Origin of the sequence: Sinorhizobium sp. KGO-5 (assembly GCF_036245905.1) — a bacterium.
Lineage (GTDB): Bacteria > Pseudomonadota > Alphaproteobacteria > Rhizobiales > Rhizobiaceae > Sinorhizobium > Sinorhizobium meliloti_A.
Window position 1 is genome coordinate 347,266 of the sequence record NZ_BDIZ01000005.1, and the last position, 20,309, is coordinate 367,574.

A 20,309-nucleotide genomic window follows, 5' to 3' on the forward strand; every position below is an offset into this window, starting at 1 on the left:
CCTCCCTGGAAGCGGCCATATCGCTGTTCTGCAGGGGGATTTTGAAAGTCGCAGCGGCTGAGAATAGTCCTATGCGTCGTTCGAAATATGATCGTTCGGCATTGAGCTGTTCTATCCGTGGGCTTCCCGGAAGAGGAAACTCGGACTATGCGGGCCGCGTCTCCTCCATCGAGCGCCTCACCGAGATCCGCGCCCACCACGCCGCCAGATTCTCCTGTTCCCGGAGCATCTCCTGCCCCTCCCGCGCCCTGAGGAAATAATCGAATATCGGGGCGGCATAGAGGTCGGCGAGCGACATGGTCTCGCCTGCGAGCCATGGCGACGCCCCCATGAGATCGGACAACGCCTTCAGGCAGGTCCTTGCTTTCGGCAGCGCTGCAGCGAATACCGCTTCGTCGGCAACTGCGCCGCTTGCCGGCTTTGAGACGCGCTCGACGTAGATCCCCCAGACCAAAGCGGGATAGGCGTAGTTGTCCGCGATGCTGACGATCTGGTTGCAGCGGGCGCGTTCCCGTGGATCGAGGGGCTGAAGCTGCCTCCCGTCGAATACCTCGTCGACATAGCGCGCTATCGCGCCGGTCTCATAAAGCCTGAAGCCTGCATGGTCGAAGGCGGGAATGCGGCCGAAGGGATGTCGCTCGAGGTAGTGCGCTGGCGGCCCCTCGGCAGCGAAGATGTCGACGGGGACGAGTTCGTAGCCGATCTCCTTCTCGGCCAGCACCAGCCGCACGATCCGCACGTAGACACTGTAGTCCGCTCCGAACAGGCGCGGTCTTTCCGTCATTGCATCCTCCCCTTGCATGAATATGTCGTCCTAAGATGTAGCCGGCTTTCGCGGCATCGATGCGACGAGACGCGGGCAGCGTTCGTCTCACGAAGGAAAAAGCAAAGGAGTCAATGTGAAAGCGATGGACTGCCGCCTCGGGATACCGCAATTTATGCGCGTCTGACGAAGCAGAATCGGAGAGTTCATGTCCCTTAAATATTTGACCGCCCTATTGGCGCTTGCCGTCCTGTCGGGGTGCACCAGCACCGGCGGAAACAACACGACCTATGCTCAATGGTACGGACCGAATCCGGTTCCCAATTTCAGCGCCGCGAGCTCCGGCGGTGTTCGCGTAGGCTATTAAGCACCTGGACCGGCCAAGGAAGCTCGCGGAATTTCGCAGCCGCCTATGTTTTCAAGGTGTGGATAAACCGGTTCCCCTGACGGAGGCGGCACAGTCGCAGCGCCTCCGTTTTGCCGTTGCGAGCCGCCGCCGCTTGGGTCGCATTGGATTTGGCCACGCAGAGGCGACGATGATCTCGGAGGCGATCACCTCGGCGGGATTAGACCATGATAGTAATCCCCGTCACCGCCGACCACCCGGTCCCCGGTGTGCGAGCACGCCGCCAGCGTGGCGAGTGCGAGCAACAACACGATCTTGCGCATAGGCCCCCATACCTTTCCTAACAGTTTGACGGCCATTGATATTCTGCCATTCGCGCCGGATCAATTCCAAACCTGTCGATCTGCAACTTCTGCGACCAGTTGCCGGCCGAAGTTGGCACATGCGCCGCGGGCGCTTCTCGTGAGGCGCACCGCGACAGCCCTCTTCCTACGCGACTGAAACGAGTTCGTGCGCCGCGTTTCGGGCTTCGCTTCATGCTGTCGTCCTTAAAGCCGCTATGGGGCTGGGCGACATGCTTCAGAAAGGCGTCGGGGGTACGACGCCGGTATAGTATTGGCCTTCCCCCGCATAATACCGTTCGGCGCTGGGCCTTCCCGTTTGCGAGCACGCGCTGAGAGCAAAGATCGCCAACAACAATACGATCGCGCGCATGGATTTACGTCCTTTCGTGAGTGAGGTTCTTCAATATGACTTTTATGAACTAAATTTCTTGCCGGCGCAGAAGCGGCGCCGGCTCTCGGTTACGGCTGCGATTGTACATACCGTTCAACCGACGGTACACAAAATTGCGCAACGTTCAGCCCGCAGCCCTCGAATCGTTACGATTTTCTTAAAATTCGATCACCCGATTTCACCTGCTCGCAATCGCAGTCTGGCACAGGAAAGGATTATCGTGCCTGAGGACTGACAGGATGACCCAGGTCGTTACCATCTCCGCGACGACGGCGGCCTATGCGGCGGACGCATTGAAGCCGCCCACACGCCTGCGTGGCGATGGACCTGTCGACGAGGCAATCACACTGCTTTCCGCGCGCGGCCAAGAGCAGGCGGCGGTCCCGAAGATCAGAAACGCGCTGCCGCTGCACCTCATGCTGATCTGCGCAGAGCGCCGTCTGCCGCAACAGACACAGGCCGAAACGCTTCGCCGCTATCTCGAAAACGCCGAGGACGAAGACGGCCGCGAAGAAGATCGCCGGCAGGAAGATGGACCTGCCGGCGACGAACCGGAGCAAGTTGCGCTCACCGACATGCTCGACCGGTTCATTCAGGGAACCTGAACCGATCAAGGATCACGCCGGCAGCTATTGATGGCTATGCCCGGAATGAGCGCTGCCCGCCGCCGTGCCGACCGGCAGGACATAGTCGACCTCACCGGCCTTCTCGAAGGTAAGCGTCACCGGCACCATGTCGCCCTCGGCAAAGGGCTTCTTCACCTCCATGAACATGAGATGCAGGCTGCCGTTCTTCAGCTCGACCGCCTGACCGGCGGGAACGGCGATGCCGTCCTCGAGCTTGCGCATTTTCATGACGTCGTTCTCCATCGTCATCTCGTGAAGTTCGACCCGGCCCGCGGCCGGGCTCTCGACCGCAAGCAGGCGGTCGTCGGCACTGCCGTCGTTCCTGACCACGAAGCCGCCGCCGCCGACCTTGGCACCGGGCAGCATGGCCTTCACGGCTCCGCCCGAGATCTCGAGGTCGCCGACCTTGACCGCTTCGGCCGCGGATTGATGATGCCCCGCGTGAGCGGAGTGCTCATCGCCGCCCGTCACCATGGTGACGGTGATCGTGGGCGCCGGATGCTCGAGGGAATGGGCGTCCTGGCCCTCCGCCGCCACCTGATCCCAGACCACCTTGCCGTCGGCGCCGCAAAGCTGCGTCGTCGGAAAGGTAAGCACGGTCTCCTTGTCGAAACCCGCGAGTTTCCCGCGCATGACGAAGGTGTCGTAATGTTCGTCGGGAAGGTTGCCGCCTTTCCAGCGGATTTCCAGCGGACCGGAGGAAACCTTGGTGCCGTGATCGTCATAGGTCTTCCGGTAGTCGCCCTTGATGATCTCCAGCTCCCAGCCGGGCTTCGGCTGGGGCTTGGCAAAGACGAACCCCTCCGGCAACTGCACCCGTACTTCGGTCGTCGCCTTGCCGTCGCAGCCATGCGGCACCTGAAGGGTGGCGTTGACGGTCGTTTCGGCCGGCGCGCTATCCGTCTCGAATGTCGCATGGGCATGGGCGGGACCGGCCACGGCAACTGTGAGGCCGGTGGCAAGCAAGGAAAGTCTGATCTCGTTCATGTCGTAATCTCCGAACCACGTGCCGGAACGCGGCCTTCGTGGGTCAATGCCGCATAGCGGCGCAAGAAATTCTGGGTTGGATTCGAGGAGATCTACGGTTGGGCCGGCGGACCGCGCGGTGGCGGCAACAGGCGCAGGGGCAGAAGCACCGCCTCGGCGGCGACGATCGGCGTTCCGGCAATCCAGTTGCCGTTTTCGGCCGTCGAGCTTTCATCGGGCGCCGCCGGCAGGAGCACGGAGGCGGCGAGCCGGCACGCTTCGCAAACGGGAGCCGATGACGACGACTTGCCGTGGCCGGTGTCATGATCGACGCCGCCCGTGCCGAAGCAGATATCGGCGAAGGTGCCGTCGGGGAGAAGATATTCGGCGGAGATCGCCGGGCCGATAGCTTTCGCAAGGGCTGGCTTATGAGCGAAGGACAGGAATAGGAGTGCGAAGGCTGCGAGCAGCCGCACCCCAATTCCCCATTTCCGCTCGCGCCCAGTCATGGCCACCTCTCTTCGGTCTTCCCTATCCGCTGCCCAGGAAAATTGCAAAGGCCGATTTGCCGCACCGGTCGCGGAGGATGAAGCCAGGGCGACAAAAATATGTTTGGTCGCGACATAGGCCCTTGCCAAAATCCGGCCTTCGCCGTTATCTGGATTCGACCTTGTTGGGAGAAACCGGTTCGATCCGGTGCCGAAGGAGCAACCGCCCCGGAAACTCTCAGGCCAAAGGACCAGCAAGGTGCCGGTAGGACTCTGGAGAGAAGCGTTCGCGCTCGCCGAAGGGATAACAATCTCAGGCAAAGGGACAGAGGGGGCTCGAATTTGTCGGCGCATGACGCCGGTATTGTGAGCCGGCGCGAAGACGCGCCAGACCTGGAGGCCGGACTTGGAAGACGTTTCCACTCTGAAACACACGCCGTTGCACGCGCTGCATCTTTCGCTCGGTGCGCGCATGGTGCCCTTCGCCGGTTACGACATGCCGGTCCAATACCCGGAAGGCGTATTGAAGGAGCACCTGCATACCCGCGCCGCCGCCGGCCTTTTCGACGTGTCCCACATGGGGCAGATCGTCGTGCGGCCGAAATCGGGAAAAGTCGAGGACGCGGCGCTGGCGCTCGAAAAGCTCGTGCCGGCGGATGTGCTCGGCCTCCGGGAGGGTCGGCAACGCTACGGCCTCTTCACCAATGCCGCAGGCGGTATTCTCGACGACCTGATGATCGTCAATCGCGGCGATCATCTCTTCCTGGTCGTCAACGCGGCCTGCAAGGATGCCGATCTTGCGCATCTCAGGGACGGCCTCGGCAGCGCCTGCGACGTGACCATGCTGACAGACCGTGCCCTGATCGCCCTTCAGGGGCCCCGGGCAGGAGCGGTTCTGTGCGAGCTGTGGGCGGACGTCGCGTCGATGCGCTTCATGGATGTCGCCGAAGCCGACCTTCACGACGTGAGCTGTATCATCTCCCGCTCCGGCTACACCGGCGAGGATGGCTTCGAGATTTCCATTCCCGCCGACGCGGCTGTGGATGTGACGCAGCGCCTGCTCGAACATCCCGACGTCCTGCCCATCGGGCTCGGCGCACGCGACTCGCTCCGCCTCGAAGCGGGGCTTTGTCTCTATGGCAACGATATCGACACGAATACGAGCCCGATCGAAGCGGGCCTCGAATGGGCAATCCAGAAAAGCCGCCGCGCCGGCGGTGAGCGCGCCGGCGGCTTTCCGGGCGCCGGCCGGATACTGGCCGAGCTCACCGACGGAGTTTCCAGGCGGCGTGTCGGCCTGAGGCCCGAAGGCCGGGCGCCCGTGCGCGGCAATGCCAATCTCTTTGCCGATGCGGAGGGCAGGACTGCGGCAGGAACCGTCACCTCCGGCGGCTTCGGACCGAGCGTGGATGGACCGGTCGCCATGGGCTATGTCGCCGCCGAGCACGCCGAAATCGGCACCAGACTGTTCGCAGAGGTGCGCGGCAAATACCTGCCCATCGCCGTCACCGCCCTGCCCTTCATCAAACAAACCTACAAACGCTGATCAGGAGAACCCGCGTATGCTGAAATTCACCGAGGAACACGAATGGCTGAAGATCGAGGGCGACGTCGCGACCGTAGGCATCACGGAGCATGCCGCGGGCCAGCTCGGCGATCTTGTCTTCGTGGAGCTGCCGGAAGCGGGTGCCAGCTTCTCCAAGGGCGACTCGGCCGCGACGGTCGAGTCCGTCAAGGCGGCATCGGACGTCTATTGTCCGCTTGATGGCGAAATCGTCGAGGTCAATCAGGCGATCGTCGACGATCCGTCGCTCGTCAACAGCGATCCGCAAGGCGCGGCCTGGTTCTTCAAACTGAAGCTCGCCGATCCGGACGCTGCCAATGCGCTCCTGGACGAAGCGGCCTACAAGGAGTTCGTCGCCTGATGAGCATGCCCAAGGACTTTACCTTTACCGATTACAAGCCTTACGACTTCGCCAATCGACGTCACATCGGCCCTTCGCCGGCCGAGATGGACGAGATGCTGAAGGTCGTGGGCTATCCCAGTCTCGACGCGCTCATCGACGACACCGTGCCGCCGTCGATCCGCCAGCGAACGCCGCTTGCCTGGGGCGAGCCGATGACGGAGCGCGAGGCACTCGACAAGCTGCGCGAGACGGCGAACCGCAACCGGAAGCTCGTGTCTCTGATCGGTCAGGGCTACTACGGGACCATTACCCCGCCGGTCATCCAGCGCAATATCCTCGAGAACCCGGCTTGGTACACCGCCTATACGCCCTATCAGCCGGAAATCAGTCAGGGGCGCCTGGAAGCCCTGCTCAACTACCAGACCATGGTTTGCGATCTGACCGGGCTGGACGTCGCAAACGCCTCGCTGCTCGACGAGGCGACGGCGGCAGCCGAAGCCATGGCCATTGCGGAGCGCGTGGCAAAGTCCAAGGCGAAGGCGTTTTTCATCGATGAGAACTGCCATCCCCAGACGATTGCGCTCTTGAAGACCCGGGCGGAGCCGCTCGGCTGGCAGATCGTCGTCGGCGACCCCTTCGAGGATCTGGACGCTGCCGGCGTCTTCGGCGCGATCTTCCAGTACCCCGGCACTTACGGCCATGTCCGCGACTTCTCGGGCCTGATCGCCAAACTCCACGAGCAGGGTGCAATCGCCGCCGTCGCAGCCGATCCGCTGGCGCTGGCGCTTCTGAAGTCTCCGGGGGAAATGGGCGCCGACATCGCGATCGGTTCTACCCAGCGCTTCGGCGTTCCGGTCGGCTACGGTGGTCCGCACGCCGCCTATATGGCGGTCAAGGACGCCTACAAGCGCTCCATGCCCGGCCGCCTGGTGGGCGTGTCGGTGGATGCGCGGGGCAACCGCGCCTACCGGCTGTCGCTCCAGACCCGTGAACAGCATATCCGGCGCGAGAAGGCGACATCGAACATCTGTACCGCGCAGGTACTGCTTGCCGTCATGGCCTCCATGTATGCGGTCTTCCATGGTCCGGACGGAATAAAGGCGATCGCCCAGAGCGTGCACCAGAAGACGGTGCGGCTTGCCATGGGATTGGAAAAGCTCGGCTATACCGTCGAACCGGATGTCTTCTTCGATACGATCACCGTCGAAGTCGGGAAGCTGCAGGGCATCATCCTCAAAGCCGCCGTGGCCGAGGAGGTAAACCTTCGCAAGATCGGAACGACCAGGATCGGCATCAGTCTCGACGAACGTTCGCGGCCGGTCACGCTCGAGGCCGTCTGGCGCGCCTTCGGCGGCGATTTCAAGGTCGAGGAATTCGAACCGGACTACCGCCTGCCGCAGGAACTGCTGCGCACCAGCGCCTATCTCACCCATCCGATCTTTCACATGAACCGCGCCGAGAGCGAGATGACGCGCTACATGCGCCGCCTCGCCGATCGCGATCTGGCGCTCGACCGCGCAATGATCCCCCTCGGCTCCTGCACGATGAAGCTCAACGCGACAGCGGAAATGCTGCCGATCACCTGGCCGGAGTTTTCGGAAATCCATCCCTTCGTGCCGACCGACCAGGCACTCGGCTATCAGCATCTGATCGAAGACCTGTCGCAAAAGCTCTGCGCGATCACCGGTTATGATGCGATCTCGATGCAGCCGAACTCGGGTGCTCAAGGTGAATATGCCGGTCTGCTCGCGATCCGCGCCTACCATATCGCCAACGGCAACGCACATCGCGACGTCTGCCTGATACCGACATCGGCGCACGGCACGAATCCGGCCTCGGCGCAGATGGCCGGCATGAAGGTGGTGGTCGTCAAGGTAAGCGACGCCGGCGAGATCGACATGGACGATTTCCGCGCCAAGGCGGAGCAGTATGCGGACTCCCTATCCTGCTGTATGATCACTTATCCCTCGACGCACGGCGTGTTCGAGGAGAACGTCCGCGAGGTCTGCGAGGTCGTGCATAAGCACGGCGGCCAGGTCTATCTGGACGGCGCCAACATGAATGCGATGGTTGGCCTTTCCCGCCCCGGCGACATCGGCTCCGATGTCAGTCATTTGAACCTGCACAAGACCTTCTGCATTCCGCATGGCGGCGGCGGCCCCGGCATGGGCCCGATCGGCGTCAAGTCGCATCTCGCCCCCTTCCTTCCGGGACACCCGCAGACCGACGGGCACGAGGGCGCCGTTTCCGCCGCACCGTTCGGGTCGGCCTCGATCCTGCCGATCTCCTGGAGCTACTGCCTGATGATGGGCGGCGAAGGCCTGACGCAAGCGACCAAGGTCGCGATTCTCAACGCCAATTACGTCGCCGCCCGGCTGAAGGGTGCTTATGACGTGCTCTACAAGTCGGCGAAGGGCCGGGTCGCACATGAATGCATCATCGACACCCGTCCGCTCGCCGAACGCGCCGGCGTCACGGTCGACGACGTCGCCAAGCGCCTGATCGACTGCGGCTTCCATGCGCCGACGATGAGCTGGCCGGTCGCGGGCACACTGATGATCGAACCCACGGAATCGGAAACGAAGGCCGAGCTCGACCGCTTCTGCGACGCCATGCTGGCAATCCGCGAAGAGGCCCGCGCCATCGAGGACGGCCGGATGGACAAGGTCAACAACCCGCTGAAGAACGCGCCGCATACGGTCGAGGATCTCGTCGGCGACTGGGACCGGCCCTATTCGCGTGAGCAGGCCTGCTTCCCACCGGGCGCCTTCCGCGTGGACAAATACTGGTCGCCGGTCAACCGTGTCGACAATGTCTATGGCGATCGTAATCTCGTCTGCACCTGCCCGCCGATCGAGAGCTACGCGGAAGCGGCGGAATGACGATGTGATCCGATCGGGTGCGGTTCAAGCGCCGCGCCTGCCTGCTACGTCAAAAAGCCCGGCTAAGCCGGGCTTTTTGCTGGTCTAAGCATTTCCAGGAGAAGTGTGCAGCGGTTTTCGGTCGGGAAGGTAATTTCAAGTCTTAGAGGGTTCACTAACGGTTTCTCTAAAAAAAGAAAAAGCCGCCCGCAGGCGGCTTCTTCCTATCCTTGAGAGATGCGATTACTCGGCGCTCTCGTCCGCAGCCTTCTTCTTGGCCGGGGCCTTCTTCTTCGGCGCGGCGGCTTCTTCGCCCTCGCCGGCTTCGGCCTTGGCGGCTGCCTTCTTCTTGGAGGCCGTCTTCTTGGCCGGCTTTTCGTCGGCTTCGTCGTCAGCCGTCAGCTCTTCCTTCGAGACCTTCTTGTCGGTCACCGAAACCTCGGTGAGCAGGTGGTCGACAACCTTCTCCTCGAAGAGCGGTGCGCGCAGCGAGGCGGCAGCACCGGGCGTGTTGCGGAAGTATTCGAGGATTTCCTTTTCCTGCCCCGGGAACTGGCGCAGCTGCTCGAACAGCGAACGCTGCATCTCGTCATCGCTGACCTGGACGCCGGCCTTTTCGCCGATTTCGGAGAGAACCAGGCCGAGGCGGACGCGACGCTCGGCGAGCTTGCGATATTCGGCGCGCGCATCTTCTTCCGTCGTGTCTTCATCGGCGAAGGTCTTGCCGGCCTGCTGCAGGTCGGTGTTGATCTGGCGCCAGATGTTCTCGAACTCGGCATCGACGAGGCGCTCGGGCGTATCGAACTGATAGAGCTCGTCGAGCTGATCGAGAAGCTGGCGCTTGACCTTCTGGCGGGTGATCGAGCCGAACTGGCTTTCGATCTGGCCGCGGACGATTTCCTTCAGCTTGTCGACGGATTCGAGGCCGAGCTTCGTTGCCAGCTCGTCGTTGATCTCGATCGGGGCAGCGGCAGCGACATCCTTGACGGTGATGTCGAAGGTTGCTTCCTTGCCGGCAAGGTTGGCTGCCGGATAATCGGCCGGGAACGTGACCGTGATGGTCTTTTCATCGCCGGCCTTTACGCCGACAAGCTGCTCCTCGAAGCCCGGGATGAAGCGGTTGGACCCGAGCACGAGCTCCGCATCTTCGTCCTTGCCGCCGTCAAAGGCTTCGCCGTCGACCTTGCCGAGATAGTCGACCGTGACGCGGTCGCCATTGGCAGCCTTGCCCTTCTTCGATTCGTAAGTGCGAGCGCTCTCGGCGATGCGCTGGATCTGCTCGTTGACTTCATCCTCGCTGACGTCGACGACCTCACGGGTGACCTTGATGCCGCTTGCATCCTTGAGTTCGATCGGCGGAATGATTTCGTAGGCGACCGTGAATTCGAAATCGGCTTGGGCGCTCAGGATCTTGTCGGCTTCTGCCTCGTCCTCGGTCATCGCGATTTCGGGCTGGGTGGCCGACTTTTCGCCGCGGCTCGTGAGGATTTCCGTCGGCTTTTCACGAACGATCTCGTTGACGAGATCGGCCATGATCGACTTGCCGTAAACCTTCTTAAGGTGCGCAACCGGCACCTTGCCGGGACGGAAGCCGTTGATGCGAACGCGATCCTTCACTTCGACGAGGCGCTCGTTCATCCGAGCCTGCATTTCGTCGGCCGGGATAACGACCTTGAGTTCGCGCTTCAGCCCTTGAGCGAGCGTTTCGATAACCTGCATGTTAAAACCTTCACTTCACGTTGACAGTGCTCTTCCCTTGAAAGGCTAGGCGAGCACGTGAGCCGATCCATTTGCCGGGAGTGGCTTTACGCAATTCCGACCGCTTTGCAAGCAAAATGGCGCCTTGCCGGCCCTCCCAGCGCCGAATACCGACGCGTGACTGCTATATCGTCCTGGTGCGGGTAGAGAGACTTGAACTCCCACGCCTTGCGGCACCAGAACCTAAATCTGGCGTGTCTACCAATTTCACCATACCCGCGTTCAGACGACCGCACCGCCCAATCGCATTCCTCACAAGATCTCATCAGCGGAATGCCGCGGATATTCTTGGGCCATGCGAAAGGTTCAGGGCTCCCGAGCGCGGCGTCTCTATAACACTCGTTTTCATCGGATCAAAGGGAAAATGCTCGCGCCCGTTGCCCGCTCGCAGCCACGGCTTCGAACGGGCAGCTCGAGGCTCCTTAGCAAAGGATGCCGGCAGAAACGTGATGCTGCGTTCCACCGCATGACAGCCACTGGATCCTCGCCCTCCATCGGCGGGACGGCGAACGGCAATCCGCGTTGCGCAATCCGCATATCTTCCATGTGGACATTGCACTGCACAAATCGATTTAAGGCCACTATATTCCAGATCAACGAAGCGTCGCGGTGATAGCCGAGTGGACGCCGGCGGGCATGATCGCCCGCAGCGGGAAATCCCGCGAAGATCCGAGCCTGAGCTCGACAGAATTCGAAGCAGCGCACTCCTCCTCCCATCGCCGCTTCGATAGGATTGGCAACACTCCTCCTCCCGGTTGCCAATCGCATTTGTGACGCCCGCCGGTCCTCCTCCCCCGACGGGCGTCATTTTCCCCTCAGATATTCCGTACGGCACCTCCGTCTGCCCATTATTTCGGCATTTTGCGATCGTCCGACGCTTGAGCCATGCACCATTTGCATAGGTGCCATTCCGGGCGGCCCCTAGCAGAATCCGGGGGTTCGGCCTATATTCCAATCATCGATCGGGCAGCGCACTCCTCCTCCCAGCGCGCCCGATACGGATTGGCGACACTCCTCCTCCCGGTTGCCAATCAGATCAAGCAACGCCCGCTGGACCTCCTCCCCCAGCGGGCGTTGTTTATTTCTGCCAACTCCCTTGCTCCGAGAATCGCACTACGTGCCGCGCGCTCTGATAGACCGCCAAGGTCTTTGGAACGGTCTGGAAATGCGCAAGAGGCCGGCATCGGCAACAAAAGGTTAAACTCCGGTTAATGCCGCCGAAAAGCTTTGCACGCCGCGCATGGGTGCGATGCAGCATTAGCTCTGTAATCCTGGCTCAAACCGATTATATTCCGGTTCATAAGATGACGGCCAGCAAGAGAGATAGAGCGCTGGCGAACGACCTAGAAAGGAATAGGATCATGAACCTCGCACGTTCTTTCAACAACTGGCGCAAGTATCGTCAGACCTGCAACGAGCTCGGCCGCATGAGCGACCGTGAGCTCACTGACCTTGGCATCGGCCGCGCAGACATCCCCTACGTTGCCCGTCAGGCAATCAAGTAAGCATCAAGCTTTCGCCAGATAATGGCCGTTCAAACGCCTTCCGGTTCGCCGGCGGGCGTTTTTTTATTCTGCTGAGTCGTTCTGATCTCGTGCAGCAATCCCTGCAAAAGCAACTTAACCGAAACTTAATCGATGGCGCATTTTCGGGCCGGCCGAGATGCATGCTCACGAAACGATCGATGCACTGCACAAATGCATAGCAGATGCATCTACTTTGCACTCCATCTTCCAGTTAGACAAGCGTATAAGAACCTCAACGACGCAGACAATCACTGTCGCGAGCGATCTTCTTGAGGAAACGACCATGAACCCGATTCGCATTGCAAAAAGCTGGATCAACTACCGCCGTACCGTTGCCGAGCTGGGCAGCCTTTCCAACCACGCTCTGAACGATATCGGCATTACCCGCTACGACATCCGCAACATTGCGGCTCGCTCCTTCCGCTAATCGGATCGAGCATTGCTTAGCTTGAAGACGGCGCCCTCGGGCGCCGTTTTCGTTTCTTGGAAGCGACGGATGCCTGTGGTAGGAAGCCGCCCATGAACAAAACGACGTCCTCCCATTCGCCCATTCACGTCATTGGCGGCGGCCTCGCCGGGTCGGAAGCCGCCTGGCAGATCGCCGAAGCGGGCGTGCCGGTCATTCTGCATGAAATGCGCGGCGTGCGCGGCACGGATGCGCACAAGACCGAGAGCCTCGCCGAACTCGTCTGCTCGAACTCTTTCCGCTCCGACGATGCGACCAGCAATGCCGTCGGCGTGCTCCATGCGGAGATGCGTCTTGCGGGCTCGCTCATCATGCGATGCGCCGATCTCAACCAGGTGCCCGCAGGCGGTGCGCTCGCCGTCGATCGCGAAGGCTTTGCCGAGGCCGTCAGCGCAGCGATCGCAGACCACCCGCTGATCACGGTTCTGCGGGAAGAGGTCGGGGGCCTGCCGCCGAAGGACTGGGATCTAGCCATCATTGCGACGGGCCCGCTTACAGCACCGGCCCTCGCCGAGGCGATCCGCGCGGAGACCGGCGCCGATGCCCTGGCCTTCTTCGACGCCATCGCACCGATCGTCCATGCCGACACGATCGACATGGATATCTGCTGGCATCAGTCGCGCTACGACAAGGTCGGCCCGGGCGGCACGGGCAAGGATTATATCAACTGCCCGCTCACACAGGAGCAGTATGACGCCTTCGTCGATGCGCTCATTGCCGGGGACAAGGCCGGCTTCAAGGAATGGGAAGGCACACCCTATTTCGACGGCTGCCTCCCGATCGAAGTGATGGCAGAGCGCGGCCGCGAGACCCTGCGTCACGGGCCGATGAAGCCGATGGGCCTCACCAACGCCCATAATCCCTCGGTCAAGCCCTATGCCGTGGTTCAGCTTAGGCAGGACAACGCGCTCGGCACGCTCTACAACATGGTCGGCTTCCAGACGAAACTGAAATACGGCGCGCAGGGCGAAGTCTTTCGGATGATTCCGGGGCTCCAAAACGCCGAGTTTGCGAGGCTCGGCGGCCTGCACCGCAACACCTATATCAACTCGCCGACGCTCCTCGACAATTCGCTGACGCTCAAGTCACGTCCGGGCTTGCGCTTTGCCGGCCAGATAACCGGCTGCGAGGGCTATGTGGAAAGCGCGAGCATCGGCCTCCTGGCGGGCCGCTTCGCCGCGGCGGAACGCAAAGGCGCCTCACCCGTCCTACCTCCCGTGACCACGGCCTTCGGTGCTCTCCTCAATCACATCACCGGCGGCCACATCGTCTCAGACGACGAACCGGGCAAGCGCTCGTTCCAGCCGATGAATATCAACTTCGGGCTGTTTCCGCCGCTCGAACCGGGCGCCCTGACGAGGCCGGAGGGTGCCAAACGCTTCCGTGGCAAGGAGAAGGCGCTCGCCAAGAAGCAGGCGATGGCGTCACGCGCGCTGAGTGATTGCGCAAGCTGGCTCGGCAACGCCGTCTGACGAGCGACGAGAACTCCGTTGCGGATTCAGCCGGTCAGTCCAGACCCTGCGCCGCGCCACCCGGTGCTTCCAACTCCGATTTCGGACTGAAGGTGCCGAGCAGCCAGAGCGAAACCTCGGCTGCCTCGGCAGCCGTCCGAAATTCGAAAGCGTTGTCCAGATAGGCGAAATCCGGGAAGTGGACAATCAGCCCGCGCCCACTCTCGGACGTGTTGACCCGCACCTTGCCGGGCTGAATGACGTGGCAGACATAATGCGTGCCGTGCGATTGTATGAATCCGGCCTTGCCATCGTGCAGACGCAGGAAGATCGCCGTTCTGTCGACGGTCGAATGCAGTGCCCGGATCGCTTCGTCCGGGAATGCCCGGCCGAATTCCACGATCGCCGACCCGGCATCCGGATTGTCGGCGTCGCGCTCGGCGCGTGCGTTCATCCGAATATAAAATACGCAGACGGCGGCGATCGCCACCAGGAGCAGTAACCAAAGCATCGCGTGGGTCCCTTGATCGCGACGGGATTTCGATTGAGAAGGGTCATATCCCGCGAGACTTGCGCCAGCGTGACGGGCGAGCGCCTAGCGAATGAATCCTCGTCTAAGACGGGCGCTGTAGCACTTTTCGGAGGACTGCAATCTCTCCTCCTTCATCCCTCTGCTCACACGGGGTGAGAGCAGCGCCGCGTCTGCGGCGCGGAGAGAGTTCTTTCAGCCCAAGGACTTGGTCTGGCTGGATTCCTGTGACAAGCACAGGAATGAGGGACCGGGGATGTGCGGCTGAAGCGAGACGGGTCGCTGTGTACGGGCGTGACTTGGGGCCCTCCGCGCCACCTCGCTATCTTCACGGTTTATCAAACGCGCCGAGGACCGCACCCTCTCCACCTCATCCTGTGCTCGTCACAGGGATCCAGCAGCGCCGCGTCTGCGGCGCGGAAAGCGTTCTTTCAGCCCAAGGACTTGGTCTGGCTGGATTCCTGTGACTAGCACAGGAATGAGGGACCGGGGATGTGCGGCTGAAGCGAAACGGGACGCTGTGTACGGGCGTGACTTGGAGCCCTCCGCGCCGCCTCGCTATCTTCACGGTTTATGAAACGCGCCGAGGACCGCACCCTCTCCACCTCATCCCTGTGCTCGTCACAGGGATCCAGCAGCGCCGCGTCCGCGGCGCGGGAAGCGTTCTTTCAGCCCAAGGACTTGGTCTGGCTGGATTCCTGTGACAAGCACAGGAATGAGGGACCGGGGATGTGCGGCCAATACAACTTCCGTTACGAATATGCGAGGGAACGGTCAATCTGTCACGCAATGAAAGGTCACGTCTACATTCTCGCGTCCAAACGAAGCGGGACGTGGTATACGGGCGTGACTTGGGGCATTCCGCGCCGCCTCGCTATCTTCACGGTTTATGAAAGCGCGCCGAGTGACCACACCCTCTCCACCTCATCCCTGTGCTCGTCACAGGGATCCAGCAGCGCCGCGTCTGCGGCGCGGGAAGCATTCTTTCAGCCCAAGGACTTGGTCTGGCTGGATTCCTGTGACAAGCACAGGAATGAGGGCCGGGATGAGCGGCTACTACATTCTCGCATCGAATCGAAGCGGGATGCTGTACACGGGCGTGACCCGCGACCTTCCGTGCCGCCTCACTATCTTCATGGTTTATGAAACGCGTCGAGGGACCGCACCCTCTCCGCCCTCGTTCCTGTGACGAGCACAGGAGATCAACAAGCGGCGGCGGGTATCCGGAATCTCAACGGGCCTTCGTCTAAAACTGCCGGCGCCGGCTCGCCCGCCACATCCGCCATTGCCGCTGCCATTGCGGCGGCCGCAGTGGCTGACGAAGAATTCGCACTCCGGCAGCCTCCGCGCGATCGAACACCGGTTCGGCCAGGGAAACGGGAAGGAAAGCGGAGAAATTCCGGGCGGAGATCGCGCCTGCACTTTCACGTGCCTTGGCGAGATGATCGCGACCGAGGCCGCAGAAGGCGCGAACGGCCCTTTCGATCGCACTCTCGTCGGTTCCGGCAAGAAGCGTTTCCCGGTCGAGGCCCGTTGCGCTCAAAAGCTCGGCAGGAAGATAGACCTGGCCACGCCCGGTATGAACCGGCAGAAGCAGCAGGAGACCGGCGACCGTCTGAGCAACCCCGGCATGACCGGCTGCGTCTGAGGATTTCGCAGCATTTTCGGGGTCCAGGATGAGAGATGAAAGCTGAATGAGCGCCGAGGCGGTTTCACCGGCATAGCCCTCCAGCGCCGCCCTGTCCTGCATCGGGTCGTCGTAAAGATCGAAAATGCGTGCATCGATCATGTCCTGCAGAACGCGGACAGGAAGGTGATGCTCGCGAATGCAACGCAGGAGCGCTTCGGCCAGCGGATGCCCCGCGCCGTCCGACTGCTGGCTTTCGAGAATGTCACGCCACCACTGCAGCCGGATCTCGCCGGGGAGCGGCTCCTTGACCGTGTCGCGGATACGGGCGATCTCCGCGTAAAAGGCATAGAGCGCCGCGAGCGAGTGGCGCTTCTCTGCAGGAGAAAGCAGACAGGCCAGGTAGCGATCGCGGTCGGTGTCCCGCAAGGTTGCGAGAATCTGATCATCGGACTGTTGCACGCCGGATTTCCTTCGAACGCCTCACACCGCGATCAATGCCGCGGCGACGGCCCGCGATTCCGCCAGCATTACGTTATAGGTCCGCACCGCCGCCCCCGTGCTCATCGGATCGGACGAGATGTTGGCGGCCCTGAGCGCCTCCTTCAGGTCACCAGGCAAAGGACGGATTTCCCGGCCGGTGCCGACGAGCAGCACCTCGACGTCACGCGCCTCATCGAAGATGCGCTGGAATTTCGCGACCGCGAGCACGTCGCCTTCGGCAACGTCCCAGGCGTAGATACCGGAAGGCAACATCAGAACGGACCCGCGATGCGACATATCGGCGAAGCGGAAGCCGCCATTGCCGTAGGCGTCGACAGGCGCGCGTCCCGGAAAGTGCGCTTCGCGCATTTCGATCCCTTTTGCCATCACACCGCACCCTTTGCTTCCGTCTCCGACGAGGTATCCCGGTCCGCCGGGTCCTCCGTGCCTCCAAGACGATTGTTTCGGCGATTGAAGAGGATGAGCAGCGGTCCCGCGACATAGATCGAGGAAACGGTGCCCACAAGCACACCGAATATGAGTGTCGCGCTGAAGGACTGGACGAGACCACTGCCTCCGAACAGATACAGCGCAACGAGAGCAAGGAGCGTCGTCAAGGCGGTCAGGACGGTCCGCGACAGGGTCTGGTTGATCGACGTGTCGATCAGGACCGAAAGCGGCATCCTTCGATAGCGCACCAGATTTTCCCGGACTCGATCATAAATCACCATGGTGTCGCTCAGCGAGTAACATACGATCGTCAGCAGCGCTGCGATGCTTGCGAGGTTGAATTCGATGCCCGTCACGACGAGGAACCCGAGCGTCAGCAGCACATCATGCAACGTCGCGACGATGGCTCCGACGGCAAATCGCCGGCCGAAGCGGAGCCACACGTAAAGCAGCACGGCCAGCACGGCGGCGGCGACGGCGAGCGACCCTGCCCTCGTCAACTCGCCGGAAACCCCGGGGCCAACCACCTCGACACGCCGGAAGACATACTGATCCTCGAGTTCGGAGCGAACCAGCCCGACGGCCGTCTGCTCGGCATTGTCGCCGGCTTCCTGCGACGGGATACGGACGAGAACGTCTCGCGCCGATCCAAGTTCCTCGACTTGAACCTCTCCGAGGTTCAATTCATCGAGACGGGCACGGATGTCGGCACCATCGGCGACGCCGGTCCGTGCCCTCAATTCGATGACGGAGCCGCCCCTGAAATCTGCTCCCATGTTGAGCCCGAGGCTCGTCAGGAGAACCAGCGAAGCGAGCGACAATGCCGTCATCAGAATGAAGACCGGATTGCGGATCGCCATGAAACGGAAATCCGCCCGACTGAAAAATCCCGTCCGGATGCCGCGCGGCAGACGCCGCGGCAGGCGGCGGCGATACCACCCGCGAATGAGGCGGCGTGTCAGGCTGTGCGCCGTCAGAATGGTGGTGACGCTGCCGATGGCAAGCGTAACCGCAAAACCCCGAATGGCGCCCGACCCGAGATAGAGGAGGATTACGCCGGCGATGAAAATCGTCAGATTCGCGTCGACGATGCTCCTCAAGACGCGCTCGAATCCGTCGTCCAGCGCCCTTCGCAAGGGTTTGCCGCTGGTACGCGCTTCTTCCCTCAGCCGCTCATAGATGAGAACGTTCGAGTCGACCGCAATTCCGATCGTGAGGATGATCCCGGCAATTCCGGGCAATGTCAGCGTGGCGCCGGTGACGGACAGGACCGCGATGATCAGCACGACATTGACGATGACGGCAATGACGGCGACGACACCGAAGAAGCCGTAGAAGCCAATCATACAGGCTGCGACGGCAATGGCCGCGATCAGGCCCGCCGTGAGGCCGTTTGCCACGGCGTCGGCGCCGTCCTCGGGACCGACGGTACGCTCCTCGATGACGGTCAGCGAAACGGGAAGCGGGCCGGCACGCATCAGGGCGGCAAGGTCGTTCGCCCCGTCCTCCGAGAGATTTCCGGAAATCCGGACGCTATCACCGGAAAGCGCGCCGTCTAGAACGGACGTCGAGATAACCTGCCCGTCGAGCACGATCGCGAACTGCTTCCGTGGATCCGACTGCAGGACCGGCGCGATCCGTGCGGCAGCCCCGGCAGTAATCCTTGCATTGACGACAGGTTCGCTCGTTGCCGGATCGAAGCCCGGCTGCGCCTCGACGAAGTCCGGTGCCGCAGCAAAGGCGTGTCTCTCGACCAGGTAGGGTATTGGTGGATCGTCCAGCGAATAGAGGACCTCGGACCCCGCAGGCGGCCTCGTATCCACGGCCTGTTGTGCCGGCATCGAGGAATCCAGCCACTTCAGAGCGACATCTCCTCGCTGTCCGAGGAGATCCTTCAACCTTTGCGGCTCGTCCAGACCGGGGACCTGCACGCTCAGCCGGTCACCGCCGCGACGCTCTATGATCGGCACGACCGCGATGACTTCGCCGACCCGCCGGCGTACGACCTCGATGGACTGGGCGACGGCATCTGAGACCCTGAGATTTATGCCCTCGTCCGTCAGGCGAAGCCGAAGCGTGTCGCTGGTCGCGCTTCCCTCGTAGACCAGTTCCTGTATGGAACTCCCAAAAAAGCCGCCCTGTCGAACGGGGGCGACCAACGCCTTCAGCGCGTCGCGTGCCGCTGGTGCTTTCGTTGCATCGCGGAGACGAAACTGCAGGCTCTGCCCGCTTCCTGACAGCCCCGTATAGCGGATATCCGCCTGTCTCAGGGCATCGGCGATCGTGTCGATGGTCGATTGCAGGCGCTCCGCGACGATGTCTTCGCGGCTGACCTTCAGGACGATATGGGAACCGCCCCTGAGATCGAGCCCGAGCGGCACCTGCCGATGCGGCAGCCAGATCGGCCAGTCGGCAAGCTGCTCTCTGGAAAGAAGATTCGGCAGTGCGAAGGCGAGGCCCGCAAGGACGACCAGCCAGATGAGAATGTTCTTGAACGGCGACAACCTGGGCATATTTCGAAATGCTCCATCCGCCGGTCTCTGCCGGTCGCGGCCCTTGCCCTAACCACGGTGATTTTGGCCTCGCGTCGCCCCAAAATCAAACCGTGATCGATGCCGATATCAAGCGCGGTATGCGGGCGAAAACCGCGCACGCTTCTTCACGTTCCCCGCGCCGGATTTATTCCTTGACGGGCTCGCCCTTCACGCGAACTTCGGATACGCCGCTGCGCACAACGCGGACTTTGGTGCCCTCGGCGATCTCCACCTCGAGCTCCGTATCGTCGACGACCTTGGTCACCTTGCCGACGATGCCGCCGCCGGTGACGACCTGATCGCCGCGCCGGATGTTCTTCAGGAGCTCTTCGCGGCGCTTCATCTGCGCACGCTGCGGCCGGATGATCAGGAAATACATCACCACGAAAATCAGCAGGAATGGCAGGATGGACATCAGAATATCGGCGCCGCCGCCCCCAGGGGCCGCCGTCTGCGCGAAAGCTTCGGTAATAAACATCGATCACTCCTTGAGTTCAAATTGCGCGCTTGCCCCCGCGGCAAACCTGCCGGAATATAGGCAAGCCGTCCCGTAACGCAAATCGTCGGTACACTTCCCCGTTTCTCCTGCCTCTGGCACAAATTCCGCAGCAGGAGAACCCCCTGGTTGCAGGCTGCCGGTCTTTTCCAGCGCAAACCGCCGTGCTACCGAGAAAAACGCCGCCGGCGGCAGCTTCAACGGATTCGACCGGAGGATGAACGTCGCGGCGATTCAAGGATTTGGGTTAAGCCGGCGCACGCCCGTTATCGCGCGGGTCGGCCGCTCATGTTCGAA

17 protein-coding genes, 1 tRNA gene and 1 riboswitch are annotated in these 20,309 nt (G+C 61.9%); of the genes, 8 read left to right on the forward strand and 10 right to left on the reverse strand.

Annotated features, from left to right (window positions below; translation table 11 throughout):
• Window positions 1-145: 145 nt before the first annotated feature.
• Entirely contained in the window at window positions 146-784 is a 639-nt protein-coding gene (locus BHD07_RS22275) for a glutathione S-transferase family protein (RefSeq protein ID WP_338283106.1), read from the reverse strand.
• A gap of 187 nt (window positions 785-971) precedes the next feature.
• On the opposite strand from BHD07_RS22275, the gene BHD07_RS22280 reads away from it, so the two are divergent.
• Window positions 972-1,130 carry a hypothetical protein gene (locus tag BHD07_RS22280; protein ID WP_338283107.1) on the forward strand — a complete coding sequence of 53 codons (159 nt, stop codon included), beginning with the start codon at window positions 972-974 and terminating at the stop codon, window positions 1,128-1,130.
• Window positions 1,131-2,083: 953 nt separating this feature from the next.
• A complete protein-coding gene (locus tag BHD07_RS22285; RefSeq protein WP_338283108.1) occupies window positions 2,084-2,449 on the forward strand; it encodes a hypothetical protein in 366 nt (121 codons plus the stop codon).
• Window positions 2,450-2,473: 24 nt separating this feature from the next.
• Here BHD07_RS22285 and BHD07_RS22290 read toward each other — a convergent pair whose 3' ends face one another.
• Both BHD07_RS22290 and BHD07_RS22295 read right to left on the reverse strand, forming a co-directional pair.
• The gene (locus BHD07_RS22290; protein WP_338283109.1) at window positions 2,474-3,457 is read right to left on the reverse strand and encodes a DUF1775 domain-containing protein; all 984 of its coding nucleotides are present in this window, start codon (window positions 3,455-3,457) and stop codon (window positions 2,474-2,476) included.
• Window positions 3,458-3,549: 92 nt separating this feature from the next.
• Window positions 3,550-3,945 carry a hypothetical protein gene (locus BHD07_RS22295; RefSeq protein ID WP_018097713.1) on the reverse strand — a complete coding sequence of 132 codons (396 nt, stop codon included), beginning with the start codon at window positions 3,943-3,945 and terminating at the stop codon, window positions 3,550-3,552.
• Between the two features lie 155 nt (window positions 3,946-4,100).
• Window positions 4,101-4,188: riboswitch (glycine riboswitch) on the forward strand.
• A 142-nt stretch (window positions 4,189-4,330) separates the two neighbouring features.
• Here BHD07_RS22295 and gcvT point away from each other — a divergent pair.
• Genes gcvT through gcvP form a run of 3 tightly spaced genes read left to right on the forward strand, consistent with a single transcriptional unit; the run spans window position 4,331 to window position 8,713 of the window.
• Window positions 4,331-5,470 carry a glycine cleavage system aminomethyltransferase GcvT gene (gene gcvT, locus BHD07_RS22300; RefSeq protein ID WP_338283111.1) on the forward strand — a complete coding sequence of 380 codons (1,140 nt, stop codon included), beginning with the start codon at window positions 4,331-4,333 and terminating at the stop codon, window positions 5,468-5,470.
• A gap of 16 nt (window positions 5,471-5,486) precedes the next feature.
• Window positions 5,487-5,849 (forward strand): glycine cleavage system protein GcvH, encoded by a 363-nt coding sequence (gene gcvH / locus BHD07_RS22305; protein ID WP_029962390.1) that lies wholly within the window; start codon window positions 5,487-5,489, stop codon window positions 5,847-5,849.
• Window positions 5,849-8,713 (forward strand): aminomethyl-transferring glycine dehydrogenase, encoded by a 2,865-nt coding sequence (gene gcvP, locus BHD07_RS22310; protein WP_338283113.1) that lies wholly within the window; start codon window positions 5,849-5,851, stop codon window positions 8,711-8,713. The genes gcvH and gcvP overlap by 1 nt, the downstream gene beginning before the upstream one ends.
• Before the next feature lie 222 nt (window positions 8,714-8,935).
• Here the strand turns inward: gcvP and tig are convergent, their stop codons facing one another.
• The gene (gene tig, locus BHD07_RS22315) at window positions 8,936-10,411 is read right to left on the reverse strand and encodes a trigger factor (RefSeq protein WP_275600026.1); all 1,476 of its coding nucleotides are present in this window, start codon (window positions 10,409-10,411) and stop codon (window positions 8,936-8,938) included.
• 174 nt (window positions 10,412-10,585) lie between these two features.
• Window positions 10,586-10,670 (reverse strand) — tRNA-Leu (locus BHD07_RS22320).
• Window positions 10,671-11,811: 1,141 nt separating this feature from the next.
• On the opposite strand from BHD07_RS22320, the gene BHD07_RS22325 reads away from it, so the two are divergent.
• The 3 genes from BHD07_RS22325 (at window position 11,812) to trmFO (ending at window position 13,914) form a co-directional block, all read left to right on the forward strand.
• Window positions 11,812-11,955, forward strand: coding sequence for a DUF1127 domain-containing protein (locus BHD07_RS22325; RefSeq protein WP_003529522.1), 144 nt, complete (start codon window positions 11,812-11,814; stop codon window positions 11,953-11,955).
• Window positions 11,956-12,259: 304 nt separating this feature from the next.
• Window positions 12,260-12,403: a DUF1127 domain-containing protein gene (locus BHD07_RS22330; RefSeq protein WP_003529520.1), complete on the forward strand. Its 144-nt coding sequence runs from the start codon at window positions 12,260-12,262 to the stop codon at window positions 12,401-12,403.
• 92 nt (window positions 12,404-12,495) lie between these two features.
• Window positions 12,496-13,914 (forward strand): methylenetetrahydrofolate--tRNA-(uracil(54)-C(5))-methyltransferase (FADH(2)-oxidizing) TrmFO, encoded by a 1,419-nt coding sequence (gene trmFO / locus BHD07_RS22335; RefSeq protein WP_338283117.1) that lies wholly within the window; start codon window positions 12,496-12,498, stop codon window positions 13,912-13,914.
• Window positions 13,915-13,948: 34 nt separating this feature from the next.
• Here trmFO and BHD07_RS22340 read toward each other — a convergent pair whose 3' ends face one another.
• The 5 genes from BHD07_RS22340 to yajC all read right to left on the reverse strand — a co-directional run bounded on the left by BHD07_RS22340 (window position 13,949) and on the right by yajC (window position 19,994).
• A complete protein-coding gene (locus tag BHD07_RS22340) occupies window positions 13,949-14,404 on the reverse strand; it encodes a hypothetical protein (protein ID WP_338283118.1) in 456 nt (151 codons plus the stop codon).
• A 1,264-nt stretch (window positions 14,405-15,668) separates the two neighbouring features.
• On the reverse strand, window positions 15,669-16,511 hold the full coding sequence (locus BHD07_RS22355) for a phytoene/squalene synthase family protein (RefSeq protein WP_100674022.1): 843 nt from the start codon (window positions 16,509-16,511) through the stop codon (window positions 15,669-15,671).
• A 21-nt stretch (window positions 16,512-16,532) separates the two neighbouring features.
• On the reverse strand, window positions 16,533-16,919 hold the full coding sequence (locus tag BHD07_RS22360; protein WP_003529512.1) for an Mth938-like domain-containing protein: 387 nt from the start codon (window positions 16,917-16,919) through the stop codon (window positions 16,533-16,535).
• Window positions 16,919-19,495, reverse strand: coding sequence for a protein translocase subunit SecDF (secDF, locus tag BHD07_RS22365; RefSeq protein WP_338283121.1), 2,577 nt, complete (start codon window positions 19,493-19,495; stop codon window positions 16,919-16,921). The genes BHD07_RS22360 and secDF overlap by 1 nt, the downstream gene beginning before the upstream one ends.
• A gap of 166 nt (window positions 19,496-19,661) precedes the next feature.
• Entirely contained in the window at window positions 19,662-19,994 is a 333-nt protein-coding gene (gene yajC / locus BHD07_RS22370; protein ID WP_011975343.1) for a preprotein translocase subunit YajC, read from the reverse strand.
• Window positions 19,995-20,309: the final 315 nt, after the last annotated feature.

What these genes read in the sequence shown, in the direction of transcription:
- BHD07_RS22275 (WP_338283106.1), bottom strand. Translation starts at nt 784, where the DNA reads ATGACGGAAAGACCGCGCCTGTTCGGAGCGGACTACAGTGTCTACGTG.
- BHD07_RS22280 (WP_338283107.1), top strand. Translation starts at nt 972, where the DNA reads ATGTCCCTTAAATATTTGACCGCCCTATTGGCGCTTGCCGTCCTGTCG.
- BHD07_RS22285 (WP_338283108.1), top strand. Translation starts at nt 2,084, where the DNA reads ATGACCCAGGTCGTTACCATCTCCGCGACGACGGCGGCCTATGCGGCG.
- BHD07_RS22290 (WP_338283109.1), bottom strand. Translation starts at nt 3,457, where the DNA reads ATGAACGAGATCAGACTTTCCTTGCTTGCCACCGGCCTCACAGTTGCC.
- BHD07_RS22295 (WP_018097713.1), bottom strand. Translation starts at nt 3,945, where the DNA reads ATGACTGGGCGCGAGCGGAAATGGGGAATTGGGGTGCGGCTGCTCGCA.
- gcvH (WP_029962390.1), top strand. Translation starts at nt 5,487, where the DNA reads ATGCTGAAATTCACCGAGGAACACGAATGGCTGAAGATCGAGGGCGAC.
- gcvP (WP_338283113.1), top strand. Translation starts at nt 5,849, where the DNA reads ATGAGCATGCCCAAGGACTTTACCTTTACCGATTACAAGCCTTACGAC.
- tig (WP_275600026.1), bottom strand. Translation starts at nt 10,411, where the DNA reads ATGCAGGTTATCGAAACGCTCGCTCAAGGGCTGAAGCGCGAACTCAAG.
- BHD07_RS22325 (WP_003529522.1), top strand. Translation starts at nt 11,812, where the DNA reads ATGAACCTCGCACGTTCTTTCAACAACTGGCGCAAGTATCGTCAGACC.
- BHD07_RS22330 (WP_003529520.1), top strand. Translation starts at nt 12,260, where the DNA reads ATGAACCCGATTCGCATTGCAAAAAGCTGGATCAACTACCGCCGTACC.
- trmFO (WP_338283117.1), top strand. Translation starts at nt 12,496, where the DNA reads ATGAACAAAACGACGTCCTCCCATTCGCCCATTCACGTCATTGGCGGC.
- BHD07_RS22340 (WP_338283118.1), bottom strand. Translation starts at nt 14,404, where the DNA reads ATGCTTTGGTTACTGCTCCTGGTGGCGATCGCCGCCGTCTGCGTATTT.
- BHD07_RS22360 (WP_003529512.1), bottom strand. Translation starts at nt 16,919, where the DNA reads ATGGCAAAAGGGATCGAAATGCGCGAAGCGCACTTTCCGGGACGCGCG.
- secDF (WP_338283121.1), bottom strand. Translation starts at nt 19,495, where the DNA reads ATGCCCAGGTTGTCGCCGTTCAAGAACATTCTCATCTGGCTGGTCGTC.
- yajC (WP_011975343.1), bottom strand. Translation starts at nt 19,994, where the DNA reads ATGTTTATTACCGAAGCTTTCGCGCAGACGGCGGCCCCTGGGGGCGGC.